The organism is Lysobacter sp. DMC97 (assembly GCF_056313745.1).
In genome coordinates, this window is record NZ_JBQUZR010000002.1 from 374,441 (window position 1) to 399,146 (window position 24,706).

The window sequence follows — 24,706 nt, forward strand, 5'->3', positions numbered from 1 at the left end:
GGGAAGGTCGGTCCGATCCGCGGCGATGCCGCTGCCCGATCGGTGGAAACAGCCTGCGCCCGCGCGCTTCGCGGAAAACTTGCGGCGACATGAACTTTTCGTCATGCGGCGCGATGCGCGTCTTGCAGAGTGTGCGCGATCACGCATCACGCATGCGGTGCTGCGCGCCGCGCGTCATCGTGCATGCGCGCACGCGAAACGACGCACGCGGCCCGTTTCCGGACCGCGTGCGCGTGGGTGGTGGCGTGGAAGGCTTGGGGATGCGCCGCGATCGATCAGCCGGCGGCCTTCGGGGCTTCGCACTTGCCCTTCACCGCGACTTCCGGCGCCTTGCACTTCAGCGCATGGCGGGCGACGCGATGGTGGCGATGCGCGGCGGGCTTGGCCTTGGCGGCGGCGGCCGGCATCGCGCCGTTGGACGGCGCGGGCGTGGTCGGCGCGGCGGCGAACGCGGTGCCGGCGAGCAGGCTGAGGGCGAGCGTGGCGAGCGGGAGACGGAGGTTCATGGCGGAGTCCTCGGGTGCGTGTCGCGATGCGACGGGGGTCTGGTGTCGGGCCGGCGGTGTCGTGTCGTCCGTCGGTGTGGCCAGACTGCGCCCGCGGCCTTCGTGGCCGTCTTTCCGCGGGATTAACCTTCGTCCATGTGCACGCGGGTGCGCGACGCCGCTGCCGGCGCGCGCGGGAAGCGCACGGTCACGCGCAGGCCCGGCGCGGCGTCGTCCAGCCGCACTTCGGCGCGATGCCGTGTCGCGATCGCGCGCGCCACGCTCAGTCCGAGCCCGTTGCCGGGCGAGCCGCGATGCCGCTCCAGCCGCACCAGGCGATCGAACACGCGCTCGCGATCGGCTTCCGGGATGCCCGGGCCGCGATCGCGCAGCGTCAGCTGCACGGCGTCGCCGTCGGCGTGCAGCTGCAGATCGATGCGGCCGTCGTCCGGCCCGTATTTCACCGCGTTGTCGAGCAGGTTCGACAGCAGCTGGAACAGCAGGTCGCGGTCGCCGGCGATCGTCGCCGGCGCGATGTCCGCGACGATGTCGCCGCCGCGCGCCTCGGCCATCGGCTGCCACATCTCCAGCGCGTCGCGCACGATCGCGTCCAGTGCCACCGCCGCATCGTCGCGGCCGTCGCCGGCCTCGATCCGCGACAGCCGCAGCAGGCTGTTGAAGGTCGCGATCGACTGGTCAATCTCGGCGATGGCGTCGTCCAGCGTGGCATCGACGACGGCCGCGCGATCGGCGCCCCGTGCGTCGGTGCCGATCCGTTCGCGGGTCAGTTCCAGCCGCGTCTTCAATCGCGTCAGCGGCGTGCGCAGGTCGTGCGCGATGTGGTCGGTCGAGGCCTGGATGCCGCCGATCAGTTCGCGGATGCGGTCGAGCATGCGGTTGAGCGTGCGTGCGAGGCGCTGCAGCGGATCGTCGCCCGGGCCCACCGCGATGCGTTCGTCCAGCCGGCCCGCGGCGAAACGGTCGACCGTGTCCAGCGTCGCCTGCAGGCTGTGCGCGAGGCTGCGCCGCAGCAGCCAGCCCAGCAGCAGGGTCAGCGCCGCGAGCAGCATCAGGATGCTCAGCCCCAGCGGCAGCACGACTTCGCGCAGCCGCTGCTGTTCGCCGGTGGAATGGCCAGTGAGCAGCGTCGCGCCGCCGGGCAGGATCTCGACGTAGGCGATCACTTCGTCGCCGTCGTCGTTCCACGGGAAGCGCAGCCAGCCGCGGGCGCGGGTCGCGCCGGCCGGCAGGTCGGCGAGATGGCCGGCCAGCACGCGGCCCTGCGCGTCGGCGAGCAGGTACACGGCCTCGCGCCGGGTGTCTTCGTCGACGCGCGTGTCGATCGCCCGCGCCAGCGCCATCAGCCCGGCGTCGCGGTGGATCTCGCGCAGGTCCTGGTGTTCGGCGCGCACCGTGCGGCGCACGTCGCGGTCGACGAGGTGGTCGTACGCGAGCAGGCCCAGCCCGCCGATCGCCACGAATGCCAGCAGCAGCGCGACGCCGTAGGCCAGCACCATCCGGTTGAGGCTGCTGGCGAGGAACCGCGTCGCGCGCTGCGCGATCACGCGCGGGTGCCGAGCAGGTAGCCGGCGCCGCGCACGGTGTGCAGCAGCGGCTGCGCGTGGCCGCGGTCGATCTTCTGGCGCAGGCGCGAGACGTGCACGTCGATCACGTTGGTCTGCGGATCGAAGTGGTAGTCCCACACCGCTTCCAGCAGCATCGTGCGCGACACCACGCGGTCGGCGTTGCGCATCAGGTATTCCAGCAGGCGGAACTCGCGCGGCTGCAGGTCCACGGCCTGGCCGGCGCGCTGCACGGTGCGCTTGAGCAGGTCCATGCGCAGGTCGGCGACTTCCAGCACGGTGGCCGGGCCGGCACTGCCGGGGCGTGCGCGGCGTTGCAGGCCTTCGAGGCGCGCCAGCAGCTCGACGAACGAGAAGGGCTTGGCGAGGTAGTCGTCGGCACCGTCGCGCAGGCCTTCGACGCGGTGTTCGACATCGCCCAGCGAGGACAGCACCAGCGCCGGCGTGGCGTCGCCGCGCGTGCGCAGTTCGCGCAGCAGCGCCAGTCCGTCCAGCGAGGGCAGCATACGGTCCAGCACCAGCGCGTCGTAGTGCTCGGTCTGCGCGCGGTGCAGGCCCTCGGCGCCGTCGCCGACGCGATCGACGACGTGCCCGGCCTCGCGCAGGCCCTTCTCCACGAAGCCCGCGATCAGGGCGTCGTCCTCCACCAGCAGGATCCGCATCTTCGCCTCTCGTGAGTCCGGTCGGACGCGGCTGTGACCATACACGGCACGGGAGGTTCCGGCACGCGCACGACCTCGCCGTCCGCGTGCCGGTGCCGGGCGATGGCCGGGCGATCAGAACCCCGGCGTCATGCTGTCGGAAATCGACACGTAGCCGTAGCAGTAGCCCTGCCCTGTGACGTTGGCGGAGGCGAACAGGTCGTGGAAGAACGCCGGGCCGCTGTAGACGTAGCCGGTGGACACGCTGGCGTCCCGGGTGCCGCCGATGTACCGGGTGATCCGCGTGCCGCGCTGCTTCTCGTGCGCGGTGGCGTACGCCATCACCGACAGGTTGGTGGGCACGTTGTACGGCGGGATGACGAGGCCGCTGGCGCTGGCGCCGGCGCGGGCGTAGTAGGGATTGAGCGTGCCGTCGCCGCGGTCGAGGTACAGCTCCGCGGTGGCGCTGACCGTGGCGCTGCCGAAGTAGTTGACCGGGAAGCCGCCGAGCGGCAGGTACTGGCACGGCAGCACGCCGCTGGTGGATTTCAGCAGGCCCGCGCGTGCGCCCGTGCCGGTGGCCGCCTGCGTGATGCGGGTGCGCGTGTCCTCGAGCCGGCGCACCTGCGCCTGCCACTGCGCGCGTTCGCGCACGCCGCGCGGCGTCTGCGCGCGCAGCACCGCCAGATCGTAGGCCAGGCCCGCTTCGCCGATGGCGACGGTCTTGCCGGCCATGGCGCCGTGGACCACGAGATAGACGCCCGGCGCGACGCGTTCGACCTGGTGGCCGTAGTCGCGCAGGAACTGGGTTTCGCTTTCGATGCGGAAGCTGTCGGCGGCCGGTGCGCCACCGGCGAGTGCGTCGCCGGCCAGCAGGAGAAGGGAGGCGAGGATCGCCCGGGAGAGGTGCGGCATGGTGTGGAGTCCTGTCGTTCGCGAGGCATGGGCGGGACCGTCGGCCCCGCGTCCCCGCCGGATCGACGGGGACATGGACCTCAGCGCAATGCGGGGCGAAACGGGATCGCGGGTCGCCGCCCGGCGGCGCGGCGGCGACCGGCGCCGGCGCGGATCACTCCGCGTCGGCTTCCAGCGACATCCCGCCCAGGTAGATGGCGTAGGGCTCGGCGTACAGCGATGCGTTCGCGACATGGCGATCCAGCAGGCCCATCGACAGCGTCGACGCCCACTGCGCCGGCAGCGAGGCGCGGTAGATCACCTGGCCCGCGCCGTCGAGCACGTCGAGCTGGCTGTCGACGTTGCGAGCGAACAGCGGCTGCGGCGTGATGGCCGTGTCGGTGCCCACCATGCCATCCGGCGTCTCGCCCGGCGAGGGCGATGGCGCCGAGGGTGCCGACGGCTCCGGCAGCGTGTAGAGACCGCCGCCCTCGCCCACGGGGTCGCCGGGGAACTGCGTCCAGCGCAGCCCGATGTCCGTGACGAGCGCGTTCGCCGGCATCGGCAGGGTCGCCACCACCGTGCCGTTCCGCGTCTCCACGGGCCACAGCGATTCCAGCACTTCCAGCACCGGCGTTCCGTCCGCGGTCTGGCGCTTGCGCACGTGATACACGGCCGTCAGCGACTGCGGGTATTGCAGTCCGTTCGGTTCGGCGGTCTCGAACTCCAGCCGTGCCAGTTCCACGTGGTCGTCCACCGCCGCCAGCGGCTGCGTGTCGACGTTGAAACGCAGCGTGTAGTGGGCGGTGAACTTCCCGTCTATGAAGCGCAGGTCCGGCAGCGCGACGATGCCCAGCGGATCCCCGCCGGGCGTCATCGTCTGCGGGAGCGGTACCAGATCGCGGCACTTGCCGGTGCTGATGTCGTCGGGATCGTCGGCCGTCTCGCCGTGCGGCGCCTGCCCGGTCTCCTGCGCGCCAAAGCGCTGGTACCAGCCGCGCGACCACGGCGGGCTGTCGGGGGAGAAGGTGGCGCCGTCCTCGTTGGCGTCGAGGAGATCGACCGGCGCCTGCGGACAGGGCGGGAACGCCTGCGCCAGGGGCGCCCAGGCGAGGAGGCAGAGGAGGGGCAGCAGCGGACGTCGGGACATCGGGAGGCTCCGGAAGGGCGTCGGAAATGACGGGAACACAGGCATCGAGCGGAAACCCGCAGTGGACAGGATCACGATCCCGGCGTGACAACCGCCACGTTTCCCGGCGCCGCCCGGCCCCGGGCCGCGGGGATCAACGCAGCCGGGCGCGCAGCGCGGCCGCGGCCGCGGTCACGGCGGGGTCGGCCTGGCGGCCCGGCGCCTGCAGCAGGGTGTCGATCGCGGCCAGTTCGACGCGGGCCCGGCCGTCGTCGCCGACGGCGTGCGCGGCCCGCGCCAGCTCCAGCCGCAGCAGCGCCAGCCGGCGGGCGTCGCCGGCGTCCTCGGGGTCGCCCGGCGGGTCGGCGAGCCGTTCCAGGCACGGGCGATGCCGGCCCAGCGTGTTGAGCGTCGTCGCCCAGGCCAGTTCGAACCGGCGCACGTCGGCATGCCCGCGTCCGGCCACGCGGCGGCCGATGTCCACCGCCGCCGCGAGGTGCGGCTCGGCGCGGTCGGGGCGATTCCGCAGTTCGCGTTCGAACGCCGCCATGTTGTATTCGGCGTAAGCGCGCGCCATCGACATCGGCGGCAGCTTGCCGCGCTGGATCGCGTAGGCCTTCGCCATCAGCCGTTCCTGTTCGGCCGGGTCCGTGCTCACGCCCACCACGTATTCGTAGGCCTTCGCCGCCTCCAGCGAGTCCTCGCCGTAGAGGTGCTCGGCGGTCCGGCGCCAGCGCGTGATCGCGGCCAGCGCCGCGGTGCCGTCGTCGTCCTCGCGGCCCTGGCGCTCGCGCACCACGAACCGCAGGGCGCGGATCTGCAGCGCCGGGTCGAGCGTGCCGAGCGCGGCCGCGTCCAGCGCGTCGCTGACGGTGCGTGCCTCGGCGTTGCGGTCGGCGCTCAGCAGCGCGTCGCCCAGGTCCACGCGCAGCGCCAGCGCATCGGCCCGCGACAAGGCGGCGCCGTCGCGACGCCAGGCCGCTTCCAGCACGCGCGCCGCGTCGCCGAAGCGCGAGCGTCGCGCCAGCAGGCGTTCCTGCAGCGCGGCCGCCTGCACCCGGCGCGCCGGCGTGTCGGCATGCGCGCGCAGCGCGGCGATCGCGGCGTCCAGTGCCGGGCCGTCGTGGTCGATCTGCACCGCGTTCGACAGCTGCAGCGCATCCGCGCGCCAGCGCACGTCGGCATCGCCCGTGCCCAGCCGCGCGATCGCCGGCGCATGCGCGCGCAGCAGCGCGTCGCTCGCGTCGATCAGGCCCATGCCGGCGTGGCTCTCGGCCAGCAGCAGCGCCAGTTCGGCCTGCAGGTCGGGCTGGCCGGCGAGCGCGTCGAGCCGGCGCGCGCCGCGATCGATCAGTTCGCGCGCCGGCAGGTCGCTCACGTCCGCGCGTCCCGGATCGGCCTGCTCGAAGGTGTCGCGCATGAACGCGGCGACGGCGCGCGCGCGGTCGCGGTCGACGTTCGCGCGCTGCCGCAGCGTGTCCGCCGCGTCGCGCTCCACGCGCAGCGCCGCGGCCTGCCACAGCGCCACGCCCAGCGCCGCCAGCACACCGGCCAGCGCCAGCGCGGCGATGGTCGCCGGCAGCCGGTGGCGAAGCAGGAACTTGCGCGTGCGGTACAGCCGGTCGCCCTGCGCGATCGAGATCGGATGACCCGAGCGCCACGCGCGCAGGTCGCGCGCGAGGTCGCCGACGTCGGCGTAGCGTTCGTCGGCGTCCTTGCGCAGGCAGTGCGCGACGATCGCGTCCAGTTCGCCGCGCAGCATCGCCGGCGTGATGCCCGCGGCCGACGGGCCGCTGCGGCCTTCGCCGATCGCGCGCTGGAGCGTGTCGCTGGCCCGCGGCGGCACGCGTTCGAGGATCGCCTGCGTCCGCTCCGCCGGCGACAGCGCCGGGCGCTCGAACGGCAGTTCGCCGCACAGCAACTGGTGCAGCAGTGCGCCCAGCGCGTAGACGTCGGTGGCAACGAGCGCGGGATCGCCGCGCAGCTGTTCCGGCGCGGCGGTCATCGGCGAGAAGAAGCGGTCCTGTGCGAGCGTGCCGGCTTCGTCCGCCGCCGGCGTCAGCGCCTTGGCGATGCCGAAGTCGAGCAGCTTCAGGTGCCCGGTTTCGTCGACCAGCACGTTGCCGTCCTTCAGGTCGCGATGGATCACCAGGCTGCGGTGCGCGGCCTGCACCGCGTCGCACAGTTGCAGGAACAGGTCGATGCGTCCGCGCAGGTCGGTACCGCGACGCGCGCACCACGCGCACAGCGGTTCGCCCGGCACGAATTCCATCGCCAGCCACGGCGTGCCGTCGTCGAGCGCATCGCCGTCGAGGATGCTGCAGATGTTGGGATGGCGCAGCCGCGCGAGGATGGCGCGCTCGCGGGCGAAACGCTCGCGCGCCGCGGGATCGGCGGCGAAGCGCGGCAGCAGCTTGATCGCGACCCGCTGCGCGAAGCCGCTGCGGCGTTCGGCCTCGTAGACCACGCCCATGCCGCCGCGGCCGACCAGCCGCACCAGCCGGAACGGACCGACGTCGGCGAGGCCGTCGACCGGATCGTGCAGCGGCTGCGCCATCACGTTGCGCGCGGTGTGGCCGGCGTAGGCGTCGTCGATCGCCAGCAGCCGACGCAGGCGCGCGGCCAATGCCGGATGCTCGGTCGCCAGCGCGCGCAGGCGCGCGTCGCAGTCGGCCGTGTCCAGTTCGCACAGCTCGCCGAACAGGCGACTCTCGTCGAGCGGGTCGCCGGTGATCGCGTCGACCGCGCCGCCGGGCGGCGTCGGCTCAGTCATCCGTGGCGGGCTCCGCGCCGAAGTGGTCGATCAGCCAGGCCCGCGCGTAGCGGTAGTGGCGCACCGTCGTCGCGCGCGAGATGCCCAGCGTCTCCGCCACCTGTTCGTTGGTCAGGCCGGCGAAGAATTTCAGTTCCACCACCTGCGCCGCGGCCGCGTGGCGTTCGGCCAGGATGGTCAGCGCGGCGTCGACCGCGATCCAGTCGACCTGGTCGTCGATGGTCGCCGCCGACACGTCGTTCTCGGCCTTGTCCAGCAGCTCGAACGGCAGCCCGCCGCCGCGCTTGTCGGCGCTGCGCCGGCGCAGGTAGTCGACCACGATGTTGCGCACGATCCGCGCCGCCAGCGCATAGAAATGCTCGCGGTCGTTGAAGCGGCCGGGGAAGTCGTGCATCAGCGCGATGTACGCGTCCTGCGCGAGATCCGAGGCCTGCAGCGTCAGCCCGCTGCGGCCCTGCAGCTGGCGCGCGGCGAGGCGCTCCAGCCGCGGCCACAGTTCCGCCGCCAGCGCTTCGAGTTCGGGCTTGTCGACCGAACCGCGCCGGTTGATCAGATCGGTGAAATTGGCGGGGGGCGACGCGGACATGGGCGGGCTCCGATGGCATCCACGGCGGTCCCTGCGTGATGCGGGCCGTGGTCCCGGGCGCGGTCCGGGCGCCCGGATCATAGCGCGTCAATCGGCGCCGAGTTCCCGCAGCAGGCCGTCGGCGTGTTCGACGTCGCGCAGCATCCACAGCAGGTAGCGGATGTCCACGCTGATGTTCCGCGACACCGTCGGGTCGAAGCCGAAGTCGCCGGCGACGTTCTCCCAGACCCGGTCGAAGTTCACGCCGACCAGCCGGCCACGACCGTCCACCACCGGGCTGCCGGAATTGCCGCCGCTGGTGTCGCCGTCGGCGAGGAAGTTCACCCGGCGGTCCGCCGCGCCCGGCGCGGTCGCGGCGGCGCGCACCGCGGCCGGCAGCGCGAACGGCTCCTGCCCGGTGTCCTTCTGCAGCACGCCGGCGAGCGTGGTGAACGGCGTCGCCACCAGTCCGTCGCGCGGTGCGTAGCCCTGCACGTGGCCGAAGCTGATGCGCAGCGTGCCGTTGGCGTCGGGCGCGACCGGCTTGCCCGCCTGCGCCGCGACCGCGCGCCGCCACGCCGGACGCGCCTGCGCCGCGCGCGCGTTCCAGTCGCGTTCGCGCTCGCGCAGTGCGCGCACGTTGCGGTTCCAGTCGAGCCCGAGGTCGATCAGCGCGTCGTGGCGTGCGACCAGCGCGGATTCGGATTCGCCGAGCAGCGCGTCGCGGCGATCGGCATCGAGCAGCGACGTGCCCGCGTACAGCGCGGCGATCGCGGCGTCGATCTGCGCCGGCGTCTTGCCGCCGAAGCGCGCGTCGACCGCGGCGATGCGCTGGTCCGCCGGCAGCGCCAGCGCGCGCCGCACCAGCGCGGCGAACACCGCGCGGTCAGCGGGTTCGAAATAACTGTGCTGCTCGCTGCGCAGGCGATCACGCAGGCGCGCGCGGTCGATGTCGGCGAAGCCGTTGCCGCGTTCGCCGTCGGGCTTCGCACGTTCGCGCGCGTCGTGCGCCAGTGTCGCGGCGAAGTACAGCGCCTTCGGCAGCGGCGGGATGCCGCCGGCCACGCTGTCGGTGCCCATCGGAACAAGATTCAGCAGGAAGTCGTGTTCCCACGTGCGTTCGCGTTCGGCGAGCACGGCGCGCAGCGTGTCGCGCGCGGCCAGCGCGTCGGCGTGCTCGGGATGCGCGGCGGCGAACGCGGCCACGGCGTCGTCGCGTTCGCGCTGGCGCTGCACGATGCGGCCGCGGTCGAGTCCCGCGATCTGGCCCTGCGCGTTCTTCCAGCGGTTGTTGAGGCCTTTCAGGTTCGCGGCGACGAGGATCTTGCCGGCCTCGTCCTGCTCGGAGGTCTTTTCGAGCAGCCGGATCCATTCGCCGAACAGGTCGTCGCGGCGCGCGAAGTAGCGTTCGCGGCGCTCGCGCATTTCCTCGGCAATCAATGACCGGTACGTGATGCCGGGGTAGCCCAGCACCATGATGAAATCGCCTTCGTCGAGGCCGTCGGTGGAGATCGGGAAGAAGAACTCCGGCGCGTACGGCCTGTTGCCTTCGGCGCGATCCGCCGGGCGACCGTCGGCGCCGACGTAGGCGCGGGCGATCGCGAAGTCGCCGGTGTGTCGCGGCCACGACCAGTTGTCGATCTCGCCGCCGTATTCGCCGATCGCGCGCGCCGGCGAATACACCAGGCGCACGTCCCGCAGTTCGGTCGATTCGATCAGCGTGTACTGGACGCCGTCGTCGAAGGTCGCGACCTTGCACTTGGTGTCGGCCTGTTTGCGGCATTCGGCGACGAGCGCCTTCTGCGCGGCCTCGATCGCGCGCAGCCGCGCCTGCGGATCGGCGCCGGCCGGCACCGCGGCCAGCACCTGCGCGGTGACGTGGGTGAAGCGCTTCGGGATCTCCACCCGCAGCGTGCTGCCCGGCAGCTCGTCGGCCGGCGTGCGCGCGAGGTAGCCGTTGGTGATCAGGTCGCGCGCCGGTGTGCTGTGCTCCTGCACGACGCCGAACAGGCAGTGGTGGTTGGTGACGATCAGCCCGGTGTCCGACACGAACGCCCCGGAGCAGCCGCCGATGTTGACCGCGCCGCTGAGCAGCCCGGTGCCGCGCTTCGCATCCCACAGCGCCGCGGGCGGGACGCGCAGGCCCTGCTTGCGCAGCCACTTGGCGTCGAGTTCGAGGACCTGCCCCGGCGTCCATTTGCCGTCGAGGGCAAGGGCGGGCGTGGCGGCGGAGAGGGCGAGCAGCGCGCAGGCGGTGGCGCGCAGGAAAGGGACGGTCGACATCCGCGGAGTGTAGTGGGCACGCGATCGCGCCGTCATGTGGCGGCCATGTCCCGGCATCCGCGCGGAGCTGCCCGACGATGCCGTCGCAGTCCCGGGCAAGGTCCGGTCGCATCCGCGCATCGGCGGTGGCGGCGACGGGCGATGACCATCGTTGTCACGCCGGATTGTTGCGGTGCATCCATACGATCCGCCCATTGATTGGTATCGGGGGAACCGTTAGCTTGGCGGCCGGCGGGGGTGGTCCATACGCGACCGGATGCCAGGAACGGAAATCCCGGAACACGCCTGAGCGTCATCCACAGCCCTCGGGTTCGTCGGCTCGTCCATCTTCATCACCAAGGAAACAGGTTCATGATCATCCGAAAGACCCTGCATGTGCTGGTCCCGGCCATCGCGGTGTTCGTCGCCGCGCAGGCCTCGGCCAACACCCTCAACCAGAACGTGTCGTGGACGGTCGACCGTGCCGGCACCGCGACGAAGTACCGCGTCGTCGCCTACGGCGATTCGATCTACGCCGGTTACAACGGTTCGGTCTTCGACGCCGCCAAGTACTCCGCCCCCACCGTCGACGCCGAATACCTGGCGGCGCTGTGGAACGCGGACATCGAGAGCGTCCGCCGCGCCAAGTCCGGTGCCGTCGCCTCCGACGTCTACAACAACAAGATCGTCTCCGAGCGCTCGTACATGCAGGACGCCTCGACCCGCGTGGTCACGTTCGAAATGTGCGGCAACGACGGCCTGCAGGCGCGCAGCGCGTTCAAGAGCCAGACCGGCACCTGCAACTACAGCGGCCTCAACACCGCGATCGCCAACTGCAAGACCTACGTCGCCGCGGCGATGGACTACATCAACGCCAACGCCTATTCGGGCGTGAAGCTGAAGGTCGTCTCCAACCTGTACTACCCCGGCTACAACGCCGACAACGTGCAGAGCGGCTGCAACGACCCGACCACCGGCGCCAAGGTCAACCTGCGCGACAAGTTCCTGCCGGCGATCGCGAGCATGAACTACTGGACGTGCGAATACGCCCGCCAGAAGGGCTTCAAGTGCAACGACAACTTCGCCCAGTACATGGGCGCGGACTACGACAGCAACGGCGACGGCCAGATCGATTCCGACGCGCTGAAGTACATCCCCGGCGAAAGCGAAGCCAGCTACGTCACCCGCATCACCTCCACGCTGAAGCCGACCCTGCGCGACGCGAACACGCACTTCGTGTCCTCGTCCAGCAGCTACGACTACATCCAGTCGGACGACACCCACCCGACCTACCAGGGCGGCACGGTCACCGGCGGCCTGTTCGGCGGTTCGTCGGGCACGGGCGCGGCGCGCTACACGTCGTTCACCGGCGGCAAGAACCCGATCTGGAACCAGTACGGCCACGAGCGCATGGGCTGGGGCCTGTCGACGTTCAGCCCGCCGGCGCCCTGATCGCGGTAATGCCACGATGGACGATCCGCGCCATGTGCAAGCCCCTTCGACCGGCCCGGCCGGCGACGGGGTGCGCATCGTCCGCCACGCAGGCCCCGGCGCACGCCGGGGCCTGTTGTACCTCGCCCTCGCGTCGGTGCTGGTCGCCGGCTGCGGCGGCTATCTGCTGAGCATGCATCACGCTTCCGGCGCCGACGGACGCGACCCGGGCGACGCACCGCCGCCTGCATCCGCCTCCGCCGACGATCCCGGCACGTCCGATCCCGGCGCCGCGGCGTCCGCGCCGTCCACCACGCAGGCGCTGACTCCGCGCCGCGCGGCCACCGGCAGCGATCCGGTCGGCGATCTCGCCGACTACGTCCCGCCCGGCGAAGTGCCGACGATGGGCGAAGTGATCGACCGCCTGCATGCGGCCGGCGTCCACACCGGGCTCGGCGCGTTCAATCCGCCGGGGACGAGTCCGCCGCTGGTCGGCCTGGCCGTGCCCGAGGATTTCCCGCTGCCCGAAGGCTACGTCCGCCATTACCAGGCGACCGACGACGGCCAGCGGATCGAACCGATCCTGATGTTCTCCCCCGATTTCGAATTCCTCGACGCCAACGGCAAGCCGATCCCGATCCCGGCGAATCGCGTGGTGCCGCCCGAGTACGCCCCGCGGGGGCTGCCGGTGCGGCGCATCGAGATCCCGCCCGCGCGCGAAGGCCGGGGTCCGTAGCGCGTGATCGCGTCGCTCCGTCCCGGCTGGCGCATGCCGGCCGGCGTCTTCGCCAGCGCGCTGCTGTTCGCCCTCTACGCGAAGGGCGGTCTCGCGTGGCCGCTGGGTTTCGTGGTGCTGGTGCCGTGGCTGCACGCGCTCGACGCCGCGCCCACCGCTTTCGCCGCCGTTCGCGGCGGCCTGCTGATGGCGGTCGCCTTCGTCGCCGCCGTGCTGTGGTGGTTCGGCAGCGCCATCGCCGGCTATCTCGGCTTGCCCGCCGCGGGCGGCGTCGCGGTGGTGCTCGCGGTGTCGCCGCTGCTGCAGCCGCAGTTCCTCGCTTTCGCACTCGCGCGCCACTTCGCCGGCCGCCGTCACGGCGTGGTGTTGCGCGCGCTGGCCGGCGCCTGCGCGTGGGTCGCGACCGAATGGCTGGTGCCGAAGCTGCTGGGCGACACGCTCGGCCACGGCCTGCTGCCGTCGGCGACGCTGCGCCAGGCCGCGGATCTCGGCGGCGCGGCGGGATTGACCTTCGTGCTGATCCTCGCCAACGAAGCCTTCGCGCTGGCATGGGCGCGGCGCCGCGACGGCGTGCGCGCATCGGCGCGGCCGCTGGCATTCGCCCTTGCGTTGCCGTTGGCGCTGGCCGGCTACGGCGCGCTGCGGCTGGCGTCGCTGCCGCAGGCCGGTGCCGACGCGCCGCGGCTGCGCGTGGGCATGGTGCAGTCGAACATCGTCGACTACGAGCGTCTGCGTCGCGAGATGGGCGCGTACGCCGTGGTGCGCACAGTGCTCGACACGCACTACGTGATGTCGCGCGAAGCCGTGATCGACCACCACGTTGACGCGCTGCTGTGGTCGGAGACGGTGTTCCCGACCACGTTCGCGCATCCCAAGAGCGCCGACGGCGAGGCACTGGACGACGAGATCCGCAGCTTCGCCGTCGCCGCCGGCGTGCCGCTGGTGTTCGGCACCTACGATCTCGACGCCGACGGCGAATACAACGCCGCGGCCTTCGTCGACGCGCGCGGCGGCGTGCAGGGCTTCTACCGCAAGACGCGGCTGTTCCTATTCACCGAATACGTGCCGCCGTGGCTCGACGGTCCGACGCTGCGGCGCCTGCTGCCGTGGGCCGGCACGTGGCGGCCCGGCGACGGCGCGCGGGTGTTCCCGCTGCGCCTGCGCGACGGCCGCGAAGTGCCGGTCGCGCCGCTGATCTGCCTCGACGACGTCGATCCCGGGCTGGCCGTCGACGGCGCGCGCAAGGGCGCGCAGGTGCTGCTCGGGCTGTCCAACGACTCGTGGTTCACCGCGCATCCCGATGGTGCGCGCCTGCACCTGGCGGTGGCGGCGTTCCGCAGCATCGAGACCCGCCTGCCGCAGCTGCGCGTCACCAACAACGGCGTCAGCGCCGTGATCGATGCGACCGGCGAGGTCCGCCAGCGCACCGCGATGGGCGTGCAGGCGCTGCTGGTCGGCGACGTCGCCCCGATGCCGCCGCCGACCACGCTGATGGTGCGCTGGGGCGACTGGGTCGGACACACCGCCGCGCTGCTGTGGCTGCTGTTCGCCGCGTGGTCCGCGCTGCACGCGTGGCGTGCGCGCCGGCCGCGTGCGGCGAACGATGATGGGGTGACGCCGTCTTCCGCGCAGTTCGCGATGGCCGTGTCGGTGCTGTCGCCGCCGATGCGGATCGCTGCCGCCGCGTTGCGCATGGTCGCCGGCGGCGGCCTGCTGTGGATGGGGCTGGCGTGGCTGGTCGGCGACGGCAGCGACACCGGCACGCTGGCGCAGCTGCGCATGTTCACGGCGCTGGTGCTGGCGCCGGCGCTCGCCGCGTGGGCGATCGCGCGCGCCGGCGCTGCCACGCTCCGCATCGAAGGCGACGTGCTGGTGCTCGACCAGCGTGCGCGCCGCGTCGAGATTCCCGTCGCCGGCCTCGCCGCGCTGGAACCGTGGCGCCTGCCGCTGCCGTTGCCGGGTGCGTGGCTGCGGTTGGCCTCGGGTGCGCGCTTCGCGCAGGGCCTCGCGGGCGTCGACGTGCCGGCGCTCGCGCAGGCGCTGGTGCGCGCGGGTGCGCCCGCCGCGCTGGCGCAGGCGGACGAGGCGCGCGCGGCCGCGTATGCACACGTGCGCGCGGCGGCCGTGCGTCGACGCTGGTTCGATCACCCGCTGGTGAAATTCGGCCTGTTCCCGCTGCTGCCGGCGCTGCCGGCGTTCCGCCTGCACCAGATCATCGCGTACGGCGGTTTCCTCGGCGAGTACTACACCTTCGGCCTGAAGGCATGGCTGCTGGCGCTGCTGATCTGGTGGGCGTCGTGGGCCGTGGGCATGACGCTGTACGCCGCCGCACTGCGCGTGCCGATCGAAGTCGGCACGTGGATCGCGCTGTTCGTGAAGCCCGAACGTGCGCTCGGTGTGCGCCGCACGCTCGAGATCGCCGGCCGCCTGCTGTACTACCTCGGCGCACCGGCGCTGCTGCTGTTGCGCGTGCTGCAGGGCTGAACCCGCGCGTTCGCCGCGCTCAGCGCGGCGCTTCGACCACCTTTGTCACCCGCGTCGGCATGTCCCACGCACCGCCGGCGAAGCCCTTGCACTGGCCCGAGCCGCCGCTCTCGCTGTGGATGTAGCTGCGGCCGTCCCAGGTCCAGCTGTCGTTGCTCCAGCAGTCGCCGATGCCGCGGCCCTTCTGCCCGGAATGGATGCCGTGGTCGTCGCCGTCGGTGCCTTCGGTGGTGACCAGTTCCGCCGCGTAGGGCGGTTTGTCGTCCACCACCCAGAAGCCGATGCCCTGGTTGTAGGCCGCCTGCCAGCACAGCGTCGAGACCAGCAGCTTCGTCTTCGTCAGCCGCGTCACCTCCAGCGCGTGGTCTTCGTCGGCCTGGGTCAGCCCCTCGCAGTCGTCCGGATCGGTGCCCTTGCGCAGCGCCGCGCGGAGGGCATTGCCGTGCTTCGCGACGAACGTGGCGTCGGCGGGCTGCGCCGGTGCCAGCGGCGGCGAGACGATCACCGGCATCGGCAGCGCCGGCAGCACGCGGGATTCGTCCTGCTTGCCGCGGCGATACAGCGCGCCGACGGTGCCGACGCGGCCCTGCGCCTCGTCCATCTTCAGCAGCACCGCGGAAGCGCCGGCGCCGGACAGCGTCCACGTCTTGTCGCGTGCATGGAATTCGATGCGGCTGTCGCGCAGCAGCGAGGCCAGCAATGCCTTCACCTGCGCCGCGGTCAGGTCGGCGGTGAGCCCGTCCTTCGCCAGCGTCACGCTGCCGAGATCGCGGCCGTCGATGCGCAGCGCCAGCGGGAAGCGCGCGGGAAAGCCCTTGAACAGGTCGTCCTCCCAGCCTTCGCTCAGCTGCACCTGGCCGGTCACCGGCGTGCCCGCGCCGGCGGCGCGGGTCAGCAGCACGCTGACCGGCCAGGCGTCCTCGCCGTCGTCCGACTGGTAGCCTGCGGCGCGGCAGGTGCGGGTGTTGTCGCAGGCCACTTCCCAGTCGTTGTGCTGGAAGGACATGCCTTCGGCGGCTGCGGCCTTGTCGGCGGCGGCCGCGGCGGCGCTCGCGGACAGCAGCGCGAGCAGAGTGACGGAAAGCGGGGCGATGGACAGCGGGGCGAGGCGACGGATCGGCATGGAGAGGCTCGTGGACAGGCGCGTGGGCAGGGAAATCGGAAGGCGCAGGGCGTCGCTCAGAACACCAGCGTTTCGCCGGGACGCAGCGTGAAGCGCTCGCCCAGCGTGCGGGTGGCGCCGGCGAGGCGGTCGCGATGCGTGCCGATCAGTTCGGTGGGCACGGCGAACTCCACCGGCTTCGCGGGATCGAGGTTCACGACCACCCAGTTCTCGCCTTCCGCGGACGCCATGTGCAGCAGCCAGACGTCGGCGGCGTCGACCGGGAAATAGCGCAGCTCCGTCGGCCGGCGCAGCGCGGGGCTGGCGTTGCGCAGCGCGAGCAGGCGCTGGTAGTGGCGATACAGCGAATCGGGATCGCGACGCTGCGCGGCGACCGAATGGCCGTGGCCGCGCTGCGTGCGCCAGAAGTCGACCCACCACGCGCCCTGCTCGCCGCGATAGCCGCGCGGCGGGGCGAGGTCGGTCCACACCTTGCCGCTGGCGTTGAAGCCGGCGACCGGGCCGTCGTCCCACTGCATCGGCGCGCGGCGGTAGCGATCCTCGCCGGTCTTCGGCTGGGTCAGCCCGATCTCCTCGCCGTAATACAGGCACGCGGTGCCGGGCGAGGTCAGCAGCAGGCTGGCGGCGATCTTCGCCTTCGCCTCGTCGCCGCCCAGCCGCTGCAGCAGGCGGTTCTGGTCGTGGTTCGACAGGAACGGCGCGAAGTACGACAGTGGCGCGGCGGCGGCGCGCGCCTTCAGGTCGGCCCACAGCGTGTCGCGATGCCCGCCCGTGGCGGTGCCCAGCGTGCCGAAGTCGGCCTTGCGTTCGCTGGACGGGTTGAGCAGCGCGATCACGCGGTCGCCGAAGTCGAAATCGAAGGCCGCGTCCAGTCCCTTGCCGCCGTCGCGGTAGCGGGCGACGGTGTCCAGCGGCGCCCACGCCTCGGCGATCAGCAGCGCGTCCGGATTGATCGCCTTCACCTTCTGCGCGAACGCGGTCCAGAACGCGATCGTCGCCGGCGTGTCGGCCTGCCCGGCCAGCGGGCCGTCCTCGATCGCGTAGCGCACCGCGTCCAGGCGGAAGCCGTCGACGTGCTTCTTCAGCCAGAACGCGGCGACGCGGTCGAGTTCGGACGACACCGCGGGGTTGCGCAGGTTGAGGTCGGGCTGCGAATCACCGAACGCGCCGTAGTAGTACGCCTTGCGCGTGTCGTTCCAGTGCCACACCCGCGACGGATCCGGCGTGGTCGACCACGGCTGGCCCCAGCCGTCGGGGCGCGTGTCGCGCCACAGGAAATAGTCCTCGTAGCCCGGCTCGCGCCTCGCGGATTTCAGGAACCACGGATGCTGGTCGGAGACGTGGTTCAGCACCAGGTCCAGCACCACCTTCATGCCGCGCCTGTGTGCCTGCGCGACGAAGTGGTCGAAGTCGGCCATCGCGCCGTAGTCGCGTTCGATCGCGTAGAAATCCTGGAAGTCGTAGCCGTGGTACGACGGCGCCTCGAACACCGGCGTCAGCCAGATCGTGTCGACGCCGAGGCGGCGCAGATCGTCGAGCTTCGACGTCAGCCCGCGGAAGTCGCCGCTGCCGTCGCCGTCGCTGTCCTTGAACGAGCGAGGCCAGACCTCGTAGATCACCGCGTCCTGCCACCAGCGATGCGGCACGTCGGCCTCGGTCTGCACGGTCTCGAAGCGCAGCGGCGTGGTCAGCGCGCGGGCCGGCGCGGCGCTGCCGAGCAGCAGCGCGAGCGCGCACAGGCCGGTGCCGAGCGAGGCGGCGAGGGACGTCGGGCGCGGTGCGTTCACGGGCGGCGATCCTGGGCGGGGGGAGCGGCCGATCATACCGCCGCCGCGCGCGCCCGCCGTGCGATGCTGTCGCCACCCGAGGACGGGAAGCCGTGGAGACGCACGATGCGCAGGAACCGGAACGGCATGTCGACACGGACGGCGGGCGCCGCATGAGCGCCGCGCGCCCGCTGCCGCGCGCCGGCGACGTCGCCGCGATCGGCGCCGACCCGATGGCCTGGCTCGCCGACGCCCGCGCCCGCCACGGCGACCTGTTCGCGCTCGACATGGCCGGCCCGCTGCTCTCGCGCGACGACGACTGTGCGCAGGTGATCGCGGTCTTCGGCGAAGCGCACCAGCGCGCGGTGCTGGGCGACATCGAACGCTTCGTGCTGCCGGTGTCGGCGGCGGTGCGACTGGGCCTGCCGGCGCCGCTGGTGCATCTCAACGCCAGCCTGCACGGCATGCGCGGCGAGGCGCACGCGCAGGCGAAGGCGCAGCTCGCGCGCGCGCTGGCCCGCGCCGATGCGACCGCCATAGCCGCCGCCGCGCGGCAGGCGGTCGACGCGGGCTTCGCGACGCACGACGCCGACGACTGGCCGCTGCTGGAGACGATGCGCCGGGTGACGCTGGCCGCGTCCACGTCGCTGCTGTTCGGCGATGCTGCGATCGACGGGTTCGATCCCGCGGCGGTCATGGACTACTTCCGCCTGCGGCGCGAGGCCGCGGCGCCGTGGGCGGCGCTCGACGACGACGCACGTGCATCGCTGGTGCACAGCGGCCTGGCGCTCGACGGTGGCCTGCGTCGCTATCGTGCCGCCGTGCGCGCCGCGCCGCGCGACACGGCGATGTTCGGCGCGCTCGCGGCGCTGGCGCTGGACGACGCCATCGACGACGACGCGTTCGTCGGCCACGCCAACGTGCTCGCCGTCTCCACCAACGAGCCCGTCGCGGTGGCGATGGCGTGGACGCTGCTCGCGCTCAGCCAGTTGCCGACGCTGCGCACGCGCCTGCGCGCCGACGATGGCCGCTCCGATCCCGCGGCGGCGTTGTCGCAGGAGACGCTGGCGGACGCGGTGCTCGCCGAGTCGCTGCGGGTGCTCACGCCGAACGCGCTGATGGTGCGGACGACGCGCACCGCGGTGCGGCTGGGCGCGCACCGGTTGCCGGCGCATACCGAAGTGCTGCTGTGCCCGTTCCTGTCGCATCGCGAGCCGTCGACGTTCCCGCAGCCGGAACGTTTCCTGCCCGCACGCTGGTCGGCGTTGCGGCCGTCGCCGTACGTCTATTTCCCGTTCGGCGCCGGCGGGCATGTGTGCGTCGGTCGCGCGCTGGCGCTGCGGCTGCTGCGCGCGCTGCTCGCGGCGCTGTCGACGCGTGGCGATGCGCTGCTGCGCGAAGACGTCGCGATCGACTGGCGCGTGCACGTGATGCTGCTGCCGACGTGCGATCCGCGCATGCGGCTGGACGCACGCGGCGATGCGGCCGTGCTGCATGGCGGCATGCTGCGCGGCGGCGTGCGCGAGATCGTGACGTTGCAGGACGACGGGTGTTGACAATTTCGAGAAGCGTGTGACATGGTCGCCGAGTCGTCGGTTCCGAAGATGCGATGACGATTCGCGCCATCGATCGCACCGCGGGAGTCGCGGACGTTCGCTGGTGCATCGCCTCGGGACCGCACCGCATGCCAGGCATTCCGCAAAGCTACCGCATCGTCCGGCCGCGCAACGCGGTCATCATGTGAGCAGGGAGGAGCAGGGAAATGGCAACAACGCGCAAACCGGCGGCGAAGAAAGCCGCGAAGGCCCCGGCCAAGAAGGCGGTCAAGAAAGTCGCGAAGAAGAGCGGCGCCGCCAAGTCGGCGAGCATCGCGCTCAGCGGCGCGATCCCGAAGATGCACCTGTCGATGCCGCTGGACGCGAAGAAGATCGCGGCCATCAAGCGCTGCATCGACAAGGGCACGCTGACGGTGACGCTGAGCAAGGTCGACCTGAGCGGCGGCAAGCTCAGCGGCCCCTGGCTGTACGACTGATCTCCGACGTCGAACGTCCGCGCGGTTCCGGCCTGCGGGCCGGAACCGTTCTCCGGTGACGCTTCGCCTGCCTGCACGGCACGACGTGCAGCGTCGCGATGCCTGTCGCCGCGTTCGCGGGCGCAGGTGACGAACGCATTCCCTTCGAGGCGCAGCGCGTGAAGCATTTCCGGCCGGACCCGTCGCGGACCCAGATCGGCCTGGCCTACGGCCCGCCGGCGCTGGCGTGCCTGGACGCGCTGCCCGACGCACTCGACTATCTCGAAATCCCCTTCGAACAGCTGCGGCACACGCCCGAAGCCGGCGACGTGCAGCAGCGCATCCCGCTGATCCTGCACTGCGCCAGCGTGTCGGTCGCGGGCACGGTGCCGCCGTCGGTGCAGACCTTCGACGCCATCGCCGCCGCCGCCGCGCGGCTGCGCACGCCATGGATCGGCGAACACCTCGCGTATGTCTCGGCCGAAGGGCTGGACGACGACGGCGAGGCGATCGCGCCGTCCTCGCTGACCTACACCGTCTGCCCGCAGCTGAGCGAGGCCTCGGTGGCGCGGGTCATCGACAACTACGCTGCAGCGCGTACGCGGCTCGGCGCGACGCCGCTGCTGCTGGAGAACGCGCCGCAGTATTACGAGGTGCCCGGCAGCACCATGCCGATGTCGGCCTACATCGCCGACGTGCTCGCGCACTGCGACGCCGGCCTGCTGCTGGACCTCACCCATTTCCTGATCACCTGCGTCAACACCGGCGCGGATCCGCAGCGCGAACTGAAGCGGCTGCCGCTGGAGCGCGTGGTCGAGGTGCACATCTCCGGCATGAGCACGCAGTCGGGCGTGGCGTGGGACGACCACGCCGTGCCCGCGCCGCCGGAAGTGTTCGACCTGCTGCGCCGCGTGCTCGACGTGGTGCGGCCACAGGCGCTCACGCTGGAATACAACTGGTCGGGCGCGTTCCCGCAGGCGATCCTGCAGCAGCAGCTGATGCGCACCCGCGCGCTGCTGGAGGCCGCATGAGCCTGGCGCGCGTGCAGGCGGTGATGGCCGCGGGCATCGAACAGCCGCGGCTGCTGGTGCGCTGGCGCGCGCAGCCCGAGCGCCTGCGTGCGCTGGGCGTCGATCCTGCCGAGATCGATCTCGACGTGCTCGCCAAGTTCTCCGGGCTGGGCGTGAAGGTGCGCCACAACCCGCTGCGCGCGCACTACCCGCTGTCGTTCCGGCTGATGAGCGCGACCGCGATGGAGATCGCGATGTTCGCGGCGTATGCGGAATTCCGTTCGACGCGACAGCTGCCGTGGGCGACGACGATGCCCGATCGCGCCCGCGACCTGCTCGACTTCCTCGCCGGCTGGCTCGATCCCGCCGATCCGGTGCATGCGCGGCTGTGGGATGCGCTGCGCTACGAGGACGCGATCGCGCGGCTCGGGCCCTGGCATGTCGCTGCCGATGAAAGCGTGGGTGTCGTCGATCTGCCCGATGTCCCGCGACTGCTCGGCAGCATGCGGCTGCACGAATTCGGCTGCGATCCGCGCGTGCTCGCCGGCGCGCTGCACGCCAGCGCGCCCGACCTTGGTGCCGTGCCCGACGAATCGCATGCGCTGTGCTTCTGGCGTGCGCCCGATGCCGACGACGTGACCGTGCTCGACCTCGACGCGCTCGGCTTCCATCTGCTGGCGCGCCTCGACGGCCGCCGCAGCGTGCCTGCGCTGGTGCGCAGCCTCGGCGGCGGACGCGGCGCGACGGCCGTGGTGCGCGGCGCGCTGTCGACGCTCGCGGAGTTCGGTCTCGTCCATTTGCCGGCGATGCCCGAGGCGCGATGCGCCTGACCCTCGTCGACAACCTGGTGATGCCGGAGGAGGGCGACCTCGCGCTGCTCGACGTGCATCCGCACCTCGGCCTGCTCGCGCTGGCGGCGTCCGCCGCGCGCGACGGCGTGAAGACGTCGATCTACGACCCCAAGCGCCTGCTGCGCAACGGCACGCTGCGCTACGACGAACACCTGTACGACATCGCCGCCGCGCAGATCCTCGCGCAGTCGCCGGAGGCGGTGGGCTTCACCACGCTCGGCTGCAGTTTCCTGTTCGCGATCAACGTCGCCGCGCGCCTGCGCCGCGCCGAGCCCGACCTGCCGCTGCTGCTCGGCGGGCCGCACGCGACGATGCTGGACCGGCCGATCCTCGAACGTTTCCCGCAGTTCGACCTCGTCGTGCGCCACGAGGCGGACGAGGTGTTCCCGTCGGTGCTGCGCGCGCTGCCGGACCGCGCGTTCGCGAAGATCCCGGGCCTGAGCTGGCGCGACCATCGCGACGGCGGCTTCCGCATGACCGAGGGCAAGCCCAAGGTCCACGACCTCGACAGCCTGCCGCTGCTCGACTACGACCACTACCCGATCGCCGAACTCGGCCTCGACCTGCTGCGCATCGAGGCCGGGCGCGGCTGTCCGTTCGCCTGTACGTTCTGCTCGACCGCCGGTTTCTTCCAGCGCAGCTTTCGGCTGAAATCGCCGGAGCGGCTGGTGTTCGAACTGGAGCGCCTGCGCGAGCGTTATGGTTTCGACGAGTTCAAGCTCGACCACGACATGTTCACCGTCAACCGGCACAAGGTGCAGGCGTTCTGCGAGGCGGTGCGCGGGCGCGGCTTCCGCTGGCGGGTGTCGGCGCGCGTGGACTGCGTGAATCCGACGCTGCTGGAAAGCATGGCCGATGCCGGCTGCATCGGCCTGTATTTCGGCATCGAGACCGGCTCGAAGCGGATGCAGAAGATCAGCCAGAAGCGGCTGGACCTCGATCTCGTCGAACCGATCCTCGGCGTGTGCGCATCGCTGGGCATCGAGACCACGGCGTCGTTCATCACCGGCTATCCGGAAGAGGAACGCGCCGACCAGGACGACACGCTGGACATGATCGGCCGCCACTTCTCCGTGAACTGCCTCACGCAGCTGCACATCCTGCAGCCGGAACCGGGCACGCCGATGTACGCCGAGCGTGGCGACGACGTGCGCTACGACGGTTACGCCAGCCCGTACAACAGCGAACTGATCGGCCCCGACGACCGCGAACTCGTGGTGTCGACGCCGGAGATCTTCCAGACGTATTTCCACTATCCCGGCGCGTTGCCGCGCGAGGATCATCTGTTCGCGGTGGCGACGGTCGACCTGCTGCGCCGCGTGGGGCCGGACGTCGCCGCGTACGCGTTGCGGCGCCACGGCGGGCGACTGTCGGCGTTCGTCGCGGCGTTCCGCACGCATGCGGATCGCGTGCAGCCGGTGCCTCCGCCGGGCTGGATGCCGGACGCGGACCTGCTCGCCGGTTTCGTCGCCGCCGAATACGGCACGGATCATCACCTGACCTCGCTGTTCCGCTACGGCCTCGCCCTGCACGACACGCGGCCCGCACCGGTCGAAGCGCCCGTGCCGGCCTACGATGCGCCGCGGCCGTACGTGCTCAGCGATCGCGTGCGCATCCTCTCCGGCCTGCACGACTGCGACCGCTGGCTGGCGCGCATCCGCGACGCCGGGCGCGACGACGCCCTGCTGCCCGATGACGACGCGGAGCGCACCAGCTACCTGCTGCATCTCGGCCGCAAGGCGCCCGAGGCCTGGCGCATCGACGAGGGGCTGGAGGCCATCCTCGGCGTGTTCGCCGAACCGCATCGCTGCGACGCGGTCGCCGCGATGCTGCGCGAGGCCACCGGCGATGACGGCGTCGACGAACGCTTCTTCCGCGAACTGGTCGGTGCCGGCATCCTCGTGCCCGCGCCGGAGACGACCGCGGGGGCGATGCATTGAGCCGCAAGACCGCGTCCGTGTCCGACGCCATCGCCGCGCCGCGCTGGGGCGCGCTGGATCTCGCCGAAGGGCTGCAGCTCGGCCACGCGCTGTCGACGCTGCACGACCTCGGCGTGCTCGCCGCCCTGTCGCGGCCGCGCACGGTCGACGACGTGGCGCAGGCGTGCAAACTCGATCCCGCACTGCTCGCCGCGACGCTGGAATTCGCGGCCGCGCGCACCACGCTCGTGCGCAAGCAGGGCAAGCGCTTCGTCGCGAGCGAAGGCGCTGCGCCGGAAGCGCAATTCGTCCTCGATCTCTACGCCGGCGCGTTCGGTGCGAATGCCGTCGCGTTGCCGGAACTGCTGCGCCATCCGGCACGGGCCGGCGCGCGCGTGGATCGCCGGCGCCACGCCAACGCGTTCCTGCATGCACCGGGCGGCGCCGAGGCGATGCCGGCGTCGCTGCTCGCGCAGCTCGGCAGCCGGGGCGTGCTCGATCTTGGCTGCGGCCCCGGCGCGCTGCTCGCCGCGCTGGCAGTCGCGAATCCGCAGCTGCGCGGCTGGGGCATCGACGCCAACCCGGGCATGTGCCGCCTCGCACGCGCGCGTCTGCGCGCGGCGGGTGTCGCGCGACGGGTGCGCATCCTCGCGGGCGACGGGCGCATGTCCGCGCGCCTGCTGCCCGCGGACGCGCGTGCGCGCGTGGACACGATCGTCGCCGGCGATCTCGCGAACGAACTGTTCGCCAAACGCGATGCCGCGCCGGCGTGGCTGCGTCGCCTGCGCCGCGATTTCCCCGGGCGCATGCTGCTGGTGTCGGACTACTACGGCCGCCTCGGCCACGCCGGCCACACCACGCCGGCGATGCGCGAAACGCTGCTGCACGACTACGTGCAGGCGATCTCGGGGCAGGGCATCCCGCCGCCGGACCGTCGCGCCTGGCAGGCGGTCTACCGCGCCGCCGGCGCGCGCCTCGTGCACTGCATCGAGGACACGTCGACCACGCGCTTCCTGCATCTGGTGGGGCTGTAGCGCATCGCG

Annotated in this window: 20 protein-coding genes; 10 read left to right on the forward strand and 10 right to left on the reverse strand. The window is 72.1% G+C overall.

What is annotated here, in order from left to right; genetic code table 11:
- Positions 1-275: 275 nt before the first annotated feature.
- From ACT53Q_RS04505 to ACT53Q_RS04540, 8 genes are all read right to left on the reverse strand, one after another.
- A complete protein-coding gene (locus ACT53Q_RS04505; protein WP_476185463.1) occupies positions 276-506 on the reverse strand; it encodes a hypothetical protein in 231 nt (76 codons plus the stop codon).
- A gap of 122 nt (positions 507-628) precedes the next feature.
- Positions 629-2,050 (reverse strand): HAMP domain-containing sensor histidine kinase, encoded by a 1,422-nt coding sequence (locus tag ACT53Q_RS04510; RefSeq protein ID WP_476185464.1) that lies wholly within the window; start codon positions 2,048-2,050, stop codon positions 629-631.
- Complete coding sequence (locus ACT53Q_RS04515; protein ID WP_476185465.1) at positions 2,047-2,730, reverse strand: response regulator transcription factor; 684 nt, start codon at positions 2,728-2,730, stop codon at positions 2,047-2,049. The genes ACT53Q_RS04510 and ACT53Q_RS04515 overlap by 4 nt, the downstream gene beginning before the upstream one ends.
- 114 nt (positions 2,731-2,844) lie before the next feature.
- Positions 2,845-3,624 carry a hypothetical protein gene (locus ACT53Q_RS04520; RefSeq protein ID WP_476185466.1) on the reverse strand — a complete coding sequence of 260 codons (780 nt, stop codon included), beginning with the start codon at positions 3,622-3,624 and terminating at the stop codon, positions 2,845-2,847.
- A gap of 154 nt (positions 3,625-3,778) precedes the next feature.
- Positions 3,779-4,753, reverse strand: coding sequence for a hypothetical protein (locus tag ACT53Q_RS04525; RefSeq protein WP_476185467.1), 975 nt, complete (start codon positions 4,751-4,753; stop codon positions 3,779-3,781).
- Positions 4,754-4,886: 133 nt separating this feature from the next.
- On the reverse strand, positions 4,887-7,505 hold the full coding sequence (locus ACT53Q_RS04530; protein WP_476185468.1) for a serine/threonine-protein kinase: 2,619 nt from the start codon (positions 7,503-7,505) through the stop codon (positions 4,887-4,889).
- Complete coding sequence (locus ACT53Q_RS04535; protein ID WP_476185469.1) at positions 7,498-8,091, reverse strand: ECF-type sigma factor; 594 nt, start codon at positions 8,089-8,091, stop codon at positions 7,498-7,500. The genes ACT53Q_RS04530 and ACT53Q_RS04535 overlap by 8 nt, the downstream gene beginning before the upstream one ends.
- Positions 8,092-8,178: 87 nt before the next feature.
- Positions 8,179-10,353 (reverse strand): S46 family peptidase, encoded by a 2,175-nt coding sequence (locus tag ACT53Q_RS04540; protein WP_476185470.1) that lies wholly within the window; start codon positions 10,351-10,353, stop codon positions 8,179-8,181.
- Between the two features lie 351 nt (positions 10,354-10,704).
- Between ACT53Q_RS04540 and ACT53Q_RS04545 the strand changes: the two genes are divergently transcribed.
- The 3 genes from ACT53Q_RS04545 to lnt are packed head-to-tail and all read left to right on the forward strand — an operon-like array spanning position 10,705 to position 14,983.
- Positions 10,705-11,784 carry a hypothetical protein gene (locus ACT53Q_RS04545; RefSeq protein WP_476185471.1) on the forward strand — a complete coding sequence of 360 codons (1,080 nt, stop codon included), beginning with the start codon at positions 10,705-10,707 and terminating at the stop codon, positions 11,782-11,784.
- Between the two features lie 34 nt (positions 11,785-11,818).
- Positions 11,819-12,499 carry a hypothetical protein gene (locus ACT53Q_RS04550; protein ID WP_476185472.1) on the forward strand — a complete coding sequence of 227 codons (681 nt, stop codon included), beginning with the start codon at positions 11,819-11,821 and terminating at the stop codon, positions 12,497-12,499.
- Positions 12,500-12,502: 3 nt separating this feature from the next.
- Positions 12,503-14,983: an apolipoprotein N-acyltransferase gene (gene lnt / locus ACT53Q_RS04555; protein WP_476185473.1), complete on the forward strand. Its 2,481-nt coding sequence runs from the start codon at positions 12,503-12,505 to the stop codon at positions 14,981-14,983.
- A gap of 19 nt (positions 14,984-15,002) precedes the next feature.
- Here the strand turns inward: lnt and ACT53Q_RS04560 are convergent, their stop codons facing one another.
- Entirely contained in the window at positions 15,003-16,106 is a 1,104-nt protein-coding gene (locus ACT53Q_RS04560) for a DUF1176 domain-containing protein (RefSeq protein WP_476185474.1), read from the reverse strand.
- Positions 16,107-16,162: 56 nt separating this feature from the next.
- The gene (locus ACT53Q_RS04565) at positions 16,163-17,893 is read right to left on the reverse strand and encodes an alpha-amylase family glycosyl hydrolase (protein WP_476185475.1); all 1,731 of its coding nucleotides are present in this window, start codon (positions 17,891-17,893) and stop codon (positions 16,163-16,165) included.
- A 152-nt stretch (positions 17,894-18,045) separates the two neighbouring features.
- Between ACT53Q_RS04565 and ACT53Q_RS04570 the strand changes: the two genes are divergently transcribed.
- The 7 genes from ACT53Q_RS04570 to apyS all read left to right on the forward strand — a co-directional run bounded on the left by ACT53Q_RS04570 (position 18,046) and on the right by apyS (position 24,697).
- A complete protein-coding gene (locus ACT53Q_RS04570) occupies positions 18,046-19,428 on the forward strand; it encodes a cytochrome P450 (RefSeq protein ID WP_476185476.1) in 1,383 nt (460 codons plus the stop codon).
- A 53-nt stretch (positions 19,429-19,481) separates the two neighbouring features.
- Entirely contained in the window at positions 19,482-19,616 is a 135-nt protein-coding gene (locus ACT53Q_RS04575; protein WP_476185477.1) for a hypothetical protein, read from the forward strand.
- Between the two features lie 18 nt (positions 19,617-19,634).
- Positions 19,635-19,904: an aminopyruvatide family RiPP gene (gene apyA, locus ACT53Q_RS04580; protein WP_476185478.1), complete on the forward strand. Its 270-nt coding sequence runs from the start codon at positions 19,635-19,637 to the stop codon at positions 19,902-19,904.
- 98 nt (positions 19,905-20,002) lie between these two features.
- Positions 20,003-20,914, forward strand: a complete 912-nt coding sequence (apyH, locus tag ACT53Q_RS04585) for a multinuclear non-heme iron-dependent oxidative enzyme ApyH (protein WP_476185479.1) — start codon at positions 20,003-20,005, stop codon at positions 20,912-20,914.
- On the forward strand, positions 20,911-21,723 hold the full coding sequence (gene apyI, locus ACT53Q_RS04590; RefSeq protein ID WP_476185480.1) for a RiPP maturation protein ApyI: 813 nt from the start codon (positions 20,911-20,913) through the stop codon (positions 21,721-21,723). The genes apyH and apyI overlap by 4 nt, the downstream gene beginning before the upstream one ends.
- Entirely contained in the window at positions 21,714-23,684 is a 1,971-nt protein-coding gene (gene apyD, locus ACT53Q_RS04595) for a RiPP biosynthesis radical SAM protein ApyD (RefSeq protein WP_476185481.1), read from the forward strand. Before apyI ends, apyD begins: the two co-directional genes overlap by 10 nt.
- 17 nt (positions 23,685-23,701) lie before the next feature.
- The gene (apyS, locus tag ACT53Q_RS04600) at positions 23,702-24,697 is read left to right on the forward strand and encodes a RiPP biosynthesis methyltransferase ApyS (RefSeq protein WP_476185482.1); all 996 of its coding nucleotides are present in this window, start codon (positions 23,702-23,704) and stop codon (positions 24,695-24,697) included.
- Positions 24,698-24,706: the final 9 nt, after the last annotated feature.

Coding starts and splice junctions, on each gene's coding strand:
- ACT53Q_RS04535 (WP_476185469.1), bottom strand. CDS start 8,091: ATGTCCGCGTCGCCCCCCGCCAATTTCACCGATCTGATCAACCGGCGC.
- ACT53Q_RS04515 (WP_476185465.1), bottom strand. CDS start 2,730: ATGCGGATCCTGCTGGTGGAGGACGACGCCCTGATCGCGGGCTTCGTG.
- apyI (WP_476185480.1), top strand. CDS start 20,911: ATGAGCCTGGCGCGCGTGCAGGCGGTGATGGCCGCGGGCATCGAACAG.
- ACT53Q_RS04545 (WP_476185471.1), top strand. CDS start 10,705: ATGATCATCCGAAAGACCCTGCATGTGCTGGTCCCGGCCATCGCGGTG.
- apyD (WP_476185481.1), top strand. CDS start 21,714: ATGCGCCTGACCCTCGTCGACAACCTGGTGATGCCGGAGGAGGGCGAC.
- apyH (WP_476185479.1), top strand. CDS start 20,003: ATGCCTGTCGCCGCGTTCGCGGGCGCAGGTGACGAACGCATTCCCTTC.
- ACT53Q_RS04520 (WP_476185466.1), bottom strand. CDS start 3,624: ATGCCGCACCTCTCCCGGGCGATCCTCGCCTCCCTTCTCCTGCTGGCC.
- apyA (WP_476185478.1), top strand. CDS start 19,635: ATGGCAACAACGCGCAAACCGGCGGCGAAGAAAGCCGCGAAGGCCCCG.
- ACT53Q_RS04505 (WP_476185463.1), bottom strand. CDS start 506: ATGAACCTCCGTCTCCCGCTCGCCACGCTCGCCCTCAGCCTGCTCGCC.
- ACT53Q_RS04525 (WP_476185467.1), bottom strand. CDS start 4,753: ATGTCCCGACGTCCGCTGCTGCCCCTCCTCTGCCTCCTCGCCTGGGCG.
- ACT53Q_RS04530 (WP_476185468.1), bottom strand. CDS start 7,505: ATGACTGAGCCGACGCCGCCCGGCGGCGCGGTCGACGCGATCACCGGC.
- ACT53Q_RS04570 (WP_476185476.1), top strand. CDS start 18,046: ATGAGCGCCGCGCGCCCGCTGCCGCGCGCCGGCGACGTCGCCGCGATC.
- ACT53Q_RS04560 (WP_476185474.1), bottom strand. CDS start 16,106: ATGCCGATCCGTCGCCTCGCCCCGCTGTCCATCGCCCCGCTTTCCGTC.
- ACT53Q_RS04575 (WP_476185477.1), top strand. CDS start 19,482: ATGACGATTCGCGCCATCGATCGCACCGCGGGAGTCGCGGACGTTCGC.
- ACT53Q_RS04540 (WP_476185470.1), bottom strand. CDS start 10,353: ATGTCGACCGTCCCTTTCCTGCGCGCCACCGCCTGCGCGCTGCTCGCC.